The organism is Burkholderia sp. BCC0398, from assembly GCF_902833245.1.
GTDB classification, from domain to species: domain Bacteria; phylum Pseudomonadota; class Gammaproteobacteria; order Burkholderiales; family Burkholderiaceae; genus Burkholderia; species Burkholderia sola.
In genome coordinates this window covers 1-14,326 of record NZ_CADFEM010000007.1, presented here as the reverse complement: position 1 = coordinate 14,326, position 14,326 = coordinate 1, and the positions used below count along the sequence as shown (strand labels likewise).

Sequence of the window (14,326 nt, the reverse complement as noted above, 5' to 3'; positions counted from 1 at the left end):
CTGCTCTCGTCTGTAGATTTGGTATCCTGTAATGTACGAAATGGTGATTCGCTCGTCCCGGTATGTGGGTTGATCGCCTAAATCAATACGAAATCGAAAAAAAATCGAGAGGGCGGCTGTGTCACTATCCGAAACCATAAGTAGCTTTGCCGCGGGGGCGGTTGACTGGAATAGGCGTCCTGTAGCGCTGAACTTTGGTCGGTTGCAAAGTACCTTAGGGCATTTGCTTGCGCTTCAGCACGCAAACGTTCGCGAGGGGTTAATGGCCGGCATCCACGGATACCTCACCTGCGTATCAGCTCGCCATGATCTTTCACCGAAGCTGTTCATTGGCGTGCCTGTCTCGGTGCGGCTTGTCACTGACCGTGGTCAGCTTCATTTGATCAACGCGATTGTCCAGGACGTACAGATTGGCCAGAGCGACGGCGAACTCTGTGTGTACCAGCTCACAGTCTGCGACGCTCTATCCCTGATGGACAAGCGCACCAATTCTCGAGTGTTTCGCAAGCTGAGTGTTGTTGACATCCTGGGTACGCTGTTCAACGAATGGCGGCAGCGCAGTCCTGCTCTTGCTCGTGCGTTTGAGTTCGACCTGTCCGGTCTGAGCCGGGATCGCTATCCGGCTCGCGAATTAACTCGACAGGTAAACGAATCAGATGCGAAATTCGTACGTCGCCTGTTGCGTCGTGAAGGGATCACGGTTTTCGCCAAAGCCGGGACGGCTCAGAGCGAGCGCACTACCCATGACGACACACCGACTCATACACTGGTGTGTTGCGATGATCCCGGGTCGCTACCTCAAGCGCCAGCCGGTACGGTGCGCCTGCACCCTCGTGATGCCGGCACGGAGGAGCGCGATACGGTCACGTTGTTTGCGCTGCATGCGCGGCTGGTGCCGGGCATGATCAGCCGCCCATCGTGGGACTACAAGAAGGCTCGAATCGACGAATCGACTGTGGCGGGCAGCGTTGATCAGGGCGAGGCCGGCAATGATCTTGCGAAGCTCTTGACCGACGTGGCGATCGACGTCCCGCATGCGGGTGACTCGTGGGACGATCATGAACGGCTCACGCGCGCGCGGATGCTGGCGCATCAATTCGAGGCTGAGCAGTACGATGGAGCAAGCGGCGTACGCGATCTTGCCGTTGGCACATGGATCACCCTGGCCGGCGATCCAGACTTGGATATGCAGCCGATCGACAAGAGACAGTTCGTCCTTACATCGATCGATCACGAGGTCTGGAACAATCTTCCGAAGGGATTGACCGGACGCGTGCAGGCACTGTTCGCTGCAAGCCACAATCTTGCGTTCCAATCACGACCGCGGCCGTCTGCGTCGGCGGAAGAGGCGGACACGCGTTACGAAAATACATTCACCTGCGTGCGCCGTGGTGTGCCGCTCACACCGGCCTACGATCCGAAAATCGATTTACCGCCGGTGCACCTGTTGACTGGTGTGATCGTGACGCGTAATGGAGAGGAAGTCGTCTGCGACGAACTCGGCCGAGTTTACGTGCGGATCCAAGGGCTCGATCCGGCGGATCACACCCACGCGCAAGGCGCTGGCACTAACGACAATGTTGGTGATAGTGCTCCGATACGCGTCGCATCGAGCCTAGCGGGAACACAGTTCGGGGCTTCGTTCCTGCCTCGTGCCGGAATGGAGGTTTTGCTGGGCAGCATCGGAGGCGATCCCGACCGGTTGGTGATCATTTCGGTGCTGGGGAACGGCGTGAATCGGCCGACTACATTTACCCATACCGGCTCATTGCCGGGAAACCGTTATGTGTCCGGGATCAAGACAAAGGAGATTAAGGGCAAGCGGTATAACCAGCTCAGGCTGGACGATACACCGGGGCAAATTTCCAGCCAGTTGGCGAGTGAGCATGCGCATACCCAGTTGAACCTTGGCTACCTGACCCAACCACGTGACAATGGTGTGGGGCAGGATCGTGGCGAAGGCGCGGAACTGCGCACCGATGCAGCGGCCGCCTTACGGGCGGCGCAAGGCATTCTGCTAACGACCTATGCGCGGTCGCAGGCGAGCGGCGGGCAACTCGACCGCGACGAATTACTTCAACTACTCGGTGAATGTACTGAGCTATTTAAGTCGCTCGGTGATTACGCCGGGCAGCACGGCGGCCAAGCGGCTGATACGGCAGGTCAGGCCGCTGTTTCGCAAGCTTTCAAGAGCTGGGCACCAAGCAGCGGTACGTCGGAAGCCGGATCTGGGGCCGCAGCAACTTCGCAGGCCTTGATGGCGTTAGGCGCGCAGGCTGGGTCGGTCAATGTCACTCCAAAGACGCATGTTACCTACGCGGGGGAGAATATCGATCAGGTCGCGCAGCAGCATCTCCAACTGATGAGCGGCCAGCGTTTTAACGCAACTGCGGGCCAGGGCATGCAGTTGTTTGCGCGTGGCACGGGTGTGCAAGCCGTCGCAGGCGAAGGTCCGATGTTGCTGCAGGCTCAGGCTGATTCGCTAACGGCGAACGCGCAGAAGGGGGTTAAGATCGCGACCAACGAAAACGAGGTGTTGGTGACCGCACCAACGATTCGGCTAGTCGCTGAGGATGGCAGCTATATCAAGATCGGCGATGGTGTGACGCTCGGCACGAACGGCGATATCAAGCTGCTATCAGCTTCGCATCAATGGGGTGGACCATCGACGCAACAAACTTCGAAGACTTCCTTCGCAAACCAACCAACCGATCAGCGTTTCCGTTTGCATTTTCCGGGACAGGACGGCGACACGCCGGTTGCCGCGAACCGCGCATATCGAATGACGCTCGATGATGGGCGCGTCGTCGAAGGCAAGAGTGGCCCCGACGGATTGACAGATCTCGTATCGGACGATGCGATGCGGATCGTCAAGATCGATATCCTGAAAAATCCGCTCGCTTGAGCTAGCTACGACGATGACCAATACCTCGCAACCGACCGTTGTTTCGCAGGGCATGGCTGTGACGATGTCCAATCGTCCCGGCCCGCGAAACGTCCAGATTCCGGCCGATCGGCCAGGCGTTGTAATTTTCCTGCATGGCGTTAATGATCCGGGTGCCAACTATGACCACATCGAACAGGGGTTATGCGAAGGGTTGAACGAACGCCTCAGTCGCAGCGATCTGAAGCCGGGTGTGTATGGTGCGCTCTTTAACAAGGCCGTGAAGTATAAGAGCGACAATCCCAACTTTGATCAGTGGAAGGACATCAAGTACGATCCGGACACCTATCTTTATCAGCGAACCGAAATCACAGAAGGTCAGGGCAAGACTCATAGTATGTTTATCCCATTTTATTGGGGATATCGAGCGTCGGACAGCGAGATCAAAGGTGGGGAAAAAAATCCGTCGACGTTTCGTGGTCAGTATCAAGACGGAAACGGAAATCGCTTGGGCAAGAAGTTCGCGAAAGGCGGCGGGATGTTCAACAATGCAACCACGAATATTCCGGCAATGTACGATGCTGGATGGATGGACAACGCTGCTAACTGGGGCGCTGGTCTGTTCATGAGCGACTATCAGTACAGTTCATCAAGCCCGAAGCGGCACTACTACGTTTTGGCCGCAGTACGTCTCGCGATGTTGATTCGCGAGATCCGGCGAGTTGACCCGAACGAAACGGTGACCGTAATGGCTCATAGTCAAGGGACCGTTATTACGCTGCTTGCGCAGGCGATGCTTGCGGAGAGTAACGAGGACGGTTCGCGATGTGCTGACTGTGTGATCTTGGCCGACAGTCCGTATAGCCTGACCGAGCCTGCGATGGCCCAGATTGCTCAACCGAGTGCGACTCCTTATACGCTTCGCGGCAAGCTCAATACTCTCATCAACATTGTCCAGGCAATCACCGCACATCCACACGCGGAGCCGCCGCTATCGCAACTCGTCTGTAAGGACGATAACCCAGATCATCAGGGGCGTACCGGACGCGGATGGAGTCCCGCGCAGGCAAGCCGAAAAGACAAGGATGGAAAGGCCTATCCGTTCACGGAACGGGACAACCGAGGAAAAGTGTACTTGTACTTCTGCACTGAGGACACCACGGTGGATCTCGTCACGGTCAAAGGTATTGGCACACATGGCGTGCCTGACACTGTTGATGAAGTGTGGCAGGGAACACGCAAGGTGTTGGGGATGCCGATGAAATCTACAACGACGCTAAAAGCAATGGACGTGCTGAAGGCTCATCGGTTCTACCAGCGACTCTGGTCGAAGGTTCCTACCGATTTATACGGTCGGCCTCGTTTTGTCGGGAAAAAACCCGAATACTATGACGGGCAATACCTTGGGGATGACCACAAGTTCGAGAAGCGCTTGATCAACGCAGATGAGTTGTTTCCGCCGTATCAGCCAAATCTCTATGGTGATGAAGCAATTCGCGGCACGGAGCGCAAGGCGGGTAAGGATAAGCCGGACTACGTGGCGCGTGACACGCTTCTCGGTAATCCAAAAGCTAAGGTGAAGTTTATTCCATTGACGGACTTGCCCGAAGATGTACGTAAGCAAGGTGGCCCGGCGATCATGAAGTGGTATAACAGCAAGATTACGGATCCCGAGGATCAAACCAATGTCGTTCGCGCGGCAGACGGATACGGAATACATTGGGAGCGTGAGGAGTCGCCCAACGAGACGCGAGCGCGATTGGAAACGGATAGTGGTAAATGGGACGATAATTCATATCATTCCGCGATTTATCGAGATTCGAATAACATGCGACGTGTTGCCGCTATGGATATTGCGATTGGTCAAGCACGCAGTCTCGATGATCCAGATATGAGGAAGCTGTTGGTGGCGATTGCTGACTGGAAATTGGATTCAACAAGGCTTAAAGAAGTTCAGAATAACAAGTGTTATGGAAATTTGCTTGGTTCGTCTCAAGGGATAATTGAAAAAAGTTCTAAGTATTATTCTCGGGGAGAGTTTCCGTCAGACATTGTTCCCAAAACGCCACCAAAGATGGTGGACGGGGAGACATTTGCTCAACGCGAGAAACGCCAATGAATGTAAGCTTGTCACCTTTGTCGCGCCCCCGGTTGCGCGGGTACGTGTTGATACTTTTCGCGCTGGCGTTGGCTTGGACGGCTGTTGCGCTGGTGCGGTCATATCACTACTGGGAAAACACTGGCATCGAGGATCCGCATATGGGCAGTACGATACGCAACGGTTTTTTGGTAATTGTAGGCTTGGTTGCCGCTGCATATGCTGGGCAGTGGATCTGGCGAGCGTCGCATGGCGAAGGTCGGGCAGCAACGGTGCAGCCTGTTGCGGCGGCCGCTGAAGTGGCCACGCCGCAGACGAACTCCGAGAGCGCTAAAATTTTGGCAGGGACGGGGGCCAAATACGCACTGGAGATTCGTGCGGTTGGGTTGACGGTAACAGGGCGACACCAAGACACGATCTGGAAGCAAATTGTCGCAAAATCGAATAATTACGAGACGGTTCTTTCCTCCGACCCGAAGGATTACGGGGAAAATCCGGATGAACGTAGGATCTTTGCAGAAGTGGCTGCTGGTGCCTCATTTAAATATGCCGCTGGCGAAGCTGTTGATCACTGGCCAGTTCCTGTGATTATTTATGGACCGCCCAAAGGGACTGACAGCCACTATCGAGCGGCATATGAAATTTCCGATGTGCGCCAAAAGGCCGGGCTTGGCGTTACTCAATTTCTTTGGTTGGATGACGCCAATGCCAGCAGCGCGGCACCTGCTATCGACAAGCTTTTTAAATTTTTCGATGAGCATCCTGATGTTCCGGCTGCACTAGTGATGAGTCAAGATGGTATGGTTAATCGTTGGGGGCTAAATACACCCGGAGCACCTAAAGAGCCGCAGGGCGCGTTTATTCCACCTGTCGTCGATAGCATGAGCGCATTGCTTGTCGCAAGAACGGATCGGGTTAATAAACTCGTTCGCCCGTATCAGGTCGACATGCCCGGTGATATCGATAACACAAAAACACAATACGACGTCGTCAAGCTGTGGAACTTCTACTGGAAGGAGGATAGTGCTTTTTCCCAGAAGGTAGAGGTCGAAGCCGGAGGGCACTTTTATGGTCCTCCGACAATGCGCTCCGACTGGTGGATATCGAAATTGCCCGAGTTGTGGAAAGAGGTGACCAACAAGGGACCAGGAGAATTCAAGTCTAGTCCGTACCTACCGGTTCGCTGGGCCAACTGGCAAGTCGAGGAGTTCGATGAGGCGCCTCTGTTGGGCTACCTTCATCGCCCTGTCGACATCAAGTTGACCGATGACAACGGGAAGCTGTTGAAGCGAGCGGAACAAGTGAAGCAGTTGCAGGAGGGCTGGAAGCAGGCAGTGGCGACGCTACCGGATGGCGCAAAGCCCACGCGAGTGTTTTATGACACAACTCAAGATCGCGAGTGGACGATCCCACTTACGCAAGCGTTGCACGGGAACACGGAAGGTATCGACCTCGGTAACGTCAAGGAGGGCTACGATGTCGGTCGACGCATCGGCAATACTGGCGTTAGCTCGGCACTCGTCCAATTGTCGCTCGCGACTATCGCGAACTATGAGGACGGCGGAAGTAGTGCGACGGTCAATCTGATGGACGATGGTCGAGCGAGCATAGTGATGGTCAGTCCCCCGGACGAGGCAACCAAGGCCAAGAATTCGGAGCATCGTGGCCAGAATCCCTTCCGATATCGGATGCCGCATTAACCAGTTTGGGAGGCGCGTATGCGCGGTGTAATACGTATCGGTGACTCGACTTCGCATGGTGGGCGTGTTCAAACTGGCCGCGAGAATTCAACGGTGATGGGGCGCTCCGTCGCATGTGTCGGGGACCGTTGCACTTGCCCCATGTCAGGTCACGACCATTGCGAAATCGTGGAAGGCGACGAAAACGTCCGTATTGATGGTCGCGCGGTTGCTTTTGACGGTCACAAGACATCGTGTGGCGCTGCGCTGATTTCGTCGATTCCGACATCGGGACGTGCGTAGCAGCGCGTACGCCGGTGGTTGGGGACCGGAATGGTCCCTGCCGATGGTGAACGTCGCTGGTCTTCCTCAAGTCGAGGAGGAGACACCCGACTCTATCGAGGTCGATCAGCCAGCGATTGACGCGTTGGTCTCGCCCCCTAAACCGCATCCTGCGGTGCCCTCACGATGCGTGTTCGAGAAAATTGGAGAGGCATATCCGGGTCCTCGTTCTGGTCACCAACGCTGTCGCCTTTTCGCCGAGGCATCTTCCTTGTTCGACGGTATGGGGGCGAAGAATCGAAGGTGGTAGCGGTCGCGGAGGGTGGAGATTGATGTGGTGCGGGTATACGGGGTCAAACCGGTTAACTGGGACGAAGATTCCGGATCCTGCCCCGCACTGTACAGCGGCGTATCAAGATGCTAGATCGCGACTACTCTTCCATAGTTTGCTAGTATTCGGGGTAATTTCGCGCGGGTTTGCCGCGGATATGGTTGAGCGGCTCGAGAGATAACGGTTCTCTAAGTTTGACGGGTGTGGCCGTGCTGGAGCGCGGATTGTTGCTACGTGAGCCGCCAAAAAATTAAGACTGTCATCAAGACCAAGAGGGGGCGTTCGTGGGCAGCAAAAACATGGACGTGTTCTCGCTGCGCGACTCGATCGTCGGTGAGTACCGTAAATTCGCCACGTCGTTTACGACCATCCGCGCGGATGATATCCGGGAACAGGTCCAGGCGATCTACGCAAAGGGGCGCTTCTGGCCGGAGCCGCTCGTTCAGATCAATCCGAGCTACAAGCGCGGCTTGGACATCAACACGCTTATCGCAAATGGTGCACTGGATCCTCGGACTGCGGAAATCTTCCAAGCCGACAGTGCGCCGCTGTCCCTCTACAAGCATCAGGAGCAAGCTGTTGTCCTCGCCGCGCAGGGCGAGAGCTTCGTCGTTACTACAGGCACCGGCTCCGGTAAATCGCTTTGTTTCTTCATTCCGATAGTTAGCGCGGTCCTTGCCGAAAGGCGAGTACGTGCAGCGCAGCGCACGCGCGCGATCATCATCTACCCGATGAATGCGCTGGCCAACAGCCAGCTTGAGGAACTCGACAAGTTCGTAGCGAATGTCCAGGGCGATCGCCCCATCACCTTTGCTCGCTACACCGGGCAAGAAGAAAATGAGGAGCGTCAACGCATTGCGGATAACCCGCCGGATATCCTGCTAACGAATTTTATGATGCTCGAACTCCTGATGACCCGTCAGGATGAGCTGGATCGCAAGGTCATCGGCAACTGTGTCGGGTTACGATTCCTGGTGCTAGATGAACTGCATACATACCGAGGCCGGCAAGGCGCCGACGTTGCTTTGCTTGTGCGTCGCGTCCGAGAGCGCCTTGCTCCCGATACGCTCCAATGCATCGGAACTTCGGCCACGATGGCCAGTGAAGGGAGTGTTCGGAACAAGCAGGAGGTTGTCGCGAGCGTCGCATCCAAGCTCTTTGCGGCCTCGATTGATCCGAGCCATGTAATTATCGAAGAACTCGAGCGCGTCACAGACAAGTCGAAGCGTGCCGAATCGGTGAACAGTGCGCTTGGTCCAGCAATCGACGCTGGCATCCCGTCGAACATCACGGACGATGCGCTTCGCAGTCATCCGCTTGCAATCTGGACAGAGACGCGCCTTGGTATCACGACGACAGACGAGAACCCGGCGTGGCATCGTGCACATCCGCGCACTCTCGATGAGGCCGCAAGCGAGCTCGCTTCGGAGGCGGGGCGAGACGCAGATGTGTGCAAAGACGCGTTGCGCACGTTGCTGCTCCTGTCGAGCCTTCCCGAGGCGGAGCGTACGGGCAACGAGGCCGCTTCCCACCGAAGCTTCTTCGCCTTTAAGCTGCACCAGTTCGTATCGGGCGCTGGCCATGCCTTTGCGACGCTCGAACCATCGGGCAAACGCTCGGTCACTGTCGAAGGACAGCAGTACTTGCCGGGTGACCCCGAAAAGCGCCTTTACTCGACACATTTTTGCCGCGAGTGCGGGCACGAGTACCACCCGGTTCGGTTGGTGTCGGATGATGGTCAGCGGGTATTCTTGGCCCGTGACATTGACGACGCGCCCCCGGTAAAAGCCGATGATGAACCAGAGGGCGAGGGCGAATCTTCCCCCGATCAAGAGCTTTTCGGCTTCCTTACGCTCGACGCGAACGACTCGGAATTTACTTTTTTCGACTGCGACGAAGATTATCCGGAAGCATGGCTTGATTTTGACGCCACGGGAAACGCGCGCATCAAGAGCCACTACCGCCGCGCGCGCGCGCGCGGAGTCTTCGTCAAGCCCGATGGCAAGGTGGGCGCTGGCGCGAAAGCCTGGTTTATCCCCGGCCGCTTCCGGTTCTGCCTTCGCTGTGGAACTACACACAGCACTTCGGCGCGCGACCGCACGCGCCTTGCGTCGCTTTCGGCTGAAGGCCGGAGTTCGGCGACCACGGTGCTGGTATCCAGCGCCCTCCGATGGATGCATGGAAAAGACTCTGGCCTTCCGACGCACACGAGAAAACTCCTCGGTTTCACCGACAATCGTCAGGACGCCGCACTGCAGTCGGGGCACTTCAACGACTTTCTATTTGTGAGTCTTATCCGCGCTGCGTTTCTCGGCGCGCTCGACGCGGCGGGCGACAAGGGGCTCCGCAGCGACGAACTGGGTGCTGTGCAGCAGCGCTCACTCGGCTTTGACCGTCCCGCGCCGGAGTTTCGCAGCGAATGGCTCCTTGAGCCGACGCTTAAGGGCTTCAACCTGCAGGAGGCCGAAAGCGCGCTCCGGCAGGTACTCTCATATCGCGTGTGGTTCGATCAACGGCGAGGGTGGCGGTATACGAACCCGAACCTCGAACAGCTTGGGCTTGTCGAGGTCGAGTATCTCGGTATTGACGATCTGGCTTCCGACGAGGGGTTGTTCGCGACGGCGCCAGATGTCCTCCGGCTCGCGTCGCCTGCAGTGCGCAAGGCCGTGTATATGGAGGTGTTCGACCACCTGCGGAAGTGGATGGCGATCCGTAGTCAGGTGCTCGATCCCACGGTTATTGAACAGATGCTGCAGAAGTCTCACAGTCGCTTGCGTGCGCCGTGGGGATTTGGCAACGACGAGAAGCCACGCATGGCGCGCTGGCTGCTCGTCGCACCGCCGCCGCGCAAGGACACAAGCCTGCGCGACGAAGACCTGATCGTGCGCGGTGGCTCGCGTAGCGCGCTTGGCAAGCTCCTAAAATCGTCACGTGGAACTCGCACGTCAGAAGATCCAGATGGACGCAGACTTTGGGAGAATTCCTCGACAGTGCGCGCTCTCAAGTCCAAGGACTTCGATACGCTTGTCGACGTATTGCTCAAGGCTGCCGTCATACACGGTCTTGTGTCTGAAGAGGTCACGCCTTTTGGCGACCAGACTGGCTTCCGGCTGAACGATGCGTGCATACTGTTCAAGCGGGGAACGCCGGTGATTGATCCAGATCACCCGAACGAGAACGCCTTTTTCCGGGACTTTTACGCGAATCTCGCAGCGACGTTGCGCCAGCCTGTTCATCCGCTTTTCGGGTTCGAGGCGCGCGAGCACACCGCACAGGTTGATGGAGAGCGGCGCGCCGTGCGTGAGAAGCGCTTCCGCTTCGGCATAAAGGAGCGTGAAGAGCTTGGCTCGGACGAGAAGCGCCTGCGCGAGATCGGAGAGACGGACCGCTTTCTGCCGGTCCTTTTTTGCTCGCCGACGATGGAGCTCGGCGTCGATATCTCCGCGCTCAACGCCGTCTACTTGCGTAACGTTCCTCCGACGCCGGCGAACTACGCGCAGCGTAGTGGACGAGCGGGGCGTAGTGGGCAGGCCGCACTTGTGCTCACGTATACCTCCTCGCAAAGCCCACACGATCAGTATTTCTTCCGCGACCCGAAGGCCATGGTGCATGGCGAGGTACGCCCGCCGCTCCTCGATCTAGCGAACCGAGATCTCGTCGAGAGTCATCTTTGTGCGGTTTGGCTTGCATGTACCGAGTTGCCCCTCAATCCGTCGATCGGTGAACTGCTCGTTCTGTCCGAGAGGGGGCGCCCGCTTAAGGACGACGTCAAGGCACCGATGGCGCTCCCGAAGGTTGCCGAAGAAGCCCGCCGTCGCGTTCGACGCGTCCTGAACCTTCTGGAAGACGATCTGTCGCCCGAGTTCGCGCCTTGGTACCGAAACCGCGACGTGTTCGCCGACGAGGTAGTCGAGCGCGCGTTGACTCGCTTCGAGCAAGCTTTCAATCGATGGCGCGATCTGTTTCTCGCTGCCGAACAGCAGCGTGATGCTGCCCGCCGTACCATGGACGACTACTCGGTCCCGCAGAACGAGAAGCGCGCCGCCCAGAGTCGCCACGCCCAGGCAATCGACCAGCTCAACCTGTTGCAGTCAGACACACGAAACTCGAACAGCCCATCAAGCGATTTCAACACGTACCGCTACCTTGCGACTGAGGGCTTCTTGCCGGGTTACAACTTCCCACGCCTCCCGCTGATGGCTTACATTCCGGCCACGAGCGACGGGCGCGGTAGGCAGACGTACCTCCAGCGGCCTCGCTTTCTCGCGCTATCCGAGTTCGGGCCGCGCAGCCTCGTCTACCACGAGGGGCGCGCCTACCGCGTTGTGCGCGCGATGCTCTCACTCAGTCATCAAACGAGCACTACGGCGGATGTGCACCTGCCGACGAAGAAAGTTCGCATCTGCAAGGCCTGCGGTGCCGGGCACTGGAACGATGATGCATCGTTGTGCCACGCGTGCGGCGCGTCACTCGGAGATGCCGAAATCGTCAACCATACATATCGCATTGAAAACGTCTCGACTCAGCCGGCCGAGCGCATCACCGCCAATGACGAGGAGCGCCAGCGCCAAGGTTTTGAGTTGCAGACGACATTCGAATGGGCCACACGCGACCACGAGCTCGACGCGCGAAAAGGCGTCGCGCTCGACTCCGAGGGTGAGATTGCGCGACTTGCCTACGGTCCTGGAGCGGCGATTACCCGCCTGAACAAGGGGCTGCGTCGGCGGAAGGATCGCACGAAACTTGGCTTCAGAATGGACCCGGTTTCGGGCTATTGGGCGAAGAATGACGATGAGGAGGATGACGGTGCCGACCCGAGTGCATCGCCTCGCCAGTGGATCGTGCCCAGTGTGCAGGACCGTAAGAACGCGCTACTTCTCCAGCCGCAAGGCAGCGAGCTCTCGCAGGTCACACTAACGACGGTGCAGCACGCGTTGCTCAGGGGTATCGAGGCCGTCTTCCAACTTCAGGAAGGTGAGATCCTCGCTGAGCCTATGCCCCAACGCGACGCGCGGACGGGCTTTCTTTTTTATGAGGCGACTGAGGGCGGTGCCGGTGTTCTCACGCGCCTTGTTGCTGAGCCCGAGTGCCTCGCCAAGGTGGCCAGCGAGGCACTCGAGATCATGCATTTCGACCTATCGAATGGACTTCCAGCTACACCGACGGCCTTCGTCGATGCACCGGACACTGCGTGCGTTGCCGCCTGCTACCGGTGCTTGATGTCTTACTTCAACCAGCCAGATCACGAACTGCTCGACCGCCGCGACGATGGCGCGCGCGCCTTCTTGCTTCGGCTTGCCCGCGGAACGCTCACGGGGCTTATGCCCGTGCAGGATCGTCCAGGCGAGCCTTCTTCCGCTGACTCTGTCGCACGCGGTGACCTTGCAGGAGCTTGGCTCGCTTACGCGAGTACCCGGCTCGACGGCCTCCATCCAGAGGCCGACCTTACACAGCTCAACAGCCATCGGATTGAGGTCGACGCCGAAGATGCAGTGACCTACGACCTGCCGAAGCGCGTGCTGGTACTCAGATGCTGATGGTGTGCCGTTCGCCTGAAGACGCGCGACATGCGCCGCGAGTCGGCGCGCGGCGGCGAGGAGAAAGTGTCCCGAGCCACAGGCCGGATCGACAATCGACAGCGAAAGCAACGCATCGACAGGATTGACCGGGTTCTTGGCAATGGTTTCGGCGATAACCGGTTCGAGAGAGCTGTCGAGCAACTCCTGCACGAGACTGTCAGGTGTGTAGTAGCTACCTGTCGTCTTGCGCACATTGCCCTTCGTTTCACCGCCCGTGGCAAAAGCGAACTGGCGTCCGTCCCGGGCGATCTGCGGAACAAGCTCGAGGAGGCTCTCATAAACGCTACCTAGTTCCTCTGGCCCCATGTCTCGCCAGTTGACGCGAGAGAGGCTGCCATCTTCTCGCAACCACGAGAGCTTGAACATCGCAATGAGGAGCGCGCGGTTCTCAAGCTTCGCCCCATCAAGCGTGCGACACTGGCTCGTGGCGAAGATGCCGGCGAGCGCCGGCAGGCCGATGCGTGACTCGCCGGAGGCAAGTCCTCGGAACACGACCTTTGTACCCTCCCAAAGGTCAGGAAAGCGATCATGGGCGCTGCGCTTCACCGACCGCTCGCGCAGTCGTCGCATGCCGTATCCGTCCGCGTAAAGCGCCTTGGCTGCATCGCTCGTGCCGTCGGGATGGAGCAACCCACGCTCTTCCACCGTCAGGAGAAAGATAAGCCGGTAGACCATTCGCAGCAGCTGGTTGAAATAGTCCTTCAGCGGCAGCGTACCGTTCTGCAGCTCGGCACGAAGAGCCTGGTTCTCGGCGTGCGCGAGGAAGCCCTGACCTAGCGCGACGAGCGCCTCCTCAACACCGCGACGCAGGTGCTCGCGAGCACGTGTGCCTTCTTCTCGACCCGCATTACGCCACGCCTCAAGCGCGCACTCGGTGACCGGCTGGCCCTCCCGGCCAAAGCGCGTCTCGTGGCAGAGCAGCCAGAGCGCTGCGAAATCAGCATAGCGCTCTTCGGCAAAAATGCGTTTGAGATCAGCCTCGATCCATGCGGGACGCGTAAGGCTTGCGTTGTCGCGGACGATGCGCAGTGACGCGCCATCGCTGGCAATGCCCCAAAGCGCGCCCTCCTGCGCATTCAGAAACTCTTGCGCAAGGCCAAAGGCGCTTCGCTTGCGTCCTCCGGCTCCGAACTCGGTCGCGACTCCAAGATCGACGAATTGACGATGAAAGAGGCGCGCTGGGACGGCATTCTCGGCTCCAACGAATATCGCCACCAGAAGCTTCTGGCCGACGCATGGTGTGCCGCCTTCGTATGGCCGAAACAACCAGGCGATTTTGCCGACGCCGCGCCGACGAACGAGCTTTGGCGACGGCTACGCGACGGCCAGGGGGCGATGTCCGAACTCACCACGAAGACGGTTGGTGAACTCGCGGAGCATTCCCGGTAAGCCAGTACCTTGCGTGTCGCCCAGTCCACCACCGCCGTCAGGTACACGAATCCGCGCGCCATCGGAATGTAGGTCGTGTCCAGT

The 14,326-nt window shown here is 58.2% G+C and carries 5 protein-coding genes and 1 pseudogene; 5 read left to right on the top strand and 1 reads right to left on the bottom strand.

Translation table 11 applies throughout. The features are described 5' to 3' along the window. The first annotated feature begins 118 nt into the window (after window positions 1-118). From HWX76_RS16625 to HWX76_RS16605, 5 genes and pseudogenes are all read left to right on the top strand, one after another. Window positions 119-2,905 carry a type VI secretion system Vgr family protein gene (locus tag HWX76_RS16625; RefSeq protein ID WP_176016063.1) on the top strand — a complete coding sequence of 929 codons (2,787 nt, stop codon included), beginning with the start codon at window positions 119-121 and terminating at the stop codon, window positions 2,903-2,905. A 13-nt stretch (window positions 2,906-2,918) separates the two neighbouring features. Further along, entirely contained in the window at window positions 2,919-5,003 is a 2,085-nt protein-coding gene (locus HWX76_RS16620; protein ID WP_176016062.1) for a DUF3274 domain-containing protein, read from the top strand. Beyond that, the gene (locus HWX76_RS16615) at window positions 5,000-6,682 is read left to right on the top strand and encodes a DUF2875 family protein (RefSeq protein ID WP_176016061.1); all 1,683 of its coding nucleotides are present in this window, start codon (window positions 5,000-5,002) and stop codon (window positions 6,680-6,682) included. Before HWX76_RS16620 ends, HWX76_RS16615 begins: the two co-directional genes overlap by 4 nt. Before the next feature lie 18 nt (window positions 6,683-6,700). Beyond that, window positions 6,701-6,964: a PAAR domain-containing protein gene (locus HWX76_RS16610; protein WP_176016060.1), complete on the top strand. Its 264-nt coding sequence runs from the start codon at window positions 6,701-6,703 to the stop codon at window positions 6,962-6,964. Between the two features lie 609 nt (window positions 6,965-7,573). Beyond that, window positions 7,574-12,433: pseudogene (locus HWX76_RS16605) on the top strand (DEAD/DEAH box helicase); the annotation flags it as partial. Here HWX76_RS16605 and HWX76_RS36685 read toward each other — a convergent pair. After that, a complete protein-coding gene (locus HWX76_RS36685) occupies window positions 12,410-13,159 on the bottom strand; it encodes an N-6 DNA methylase (RefSeq protein WP_244137980.1) in 750 nt (249 codons plus the stop codon). The pseudogene HWX76_RS16605 and the gene HWX76_RS36685 overlap by 24 nt on opposite strands. Window positions 13,160-14,326: the final 1,167 nt, after the last annotated feature.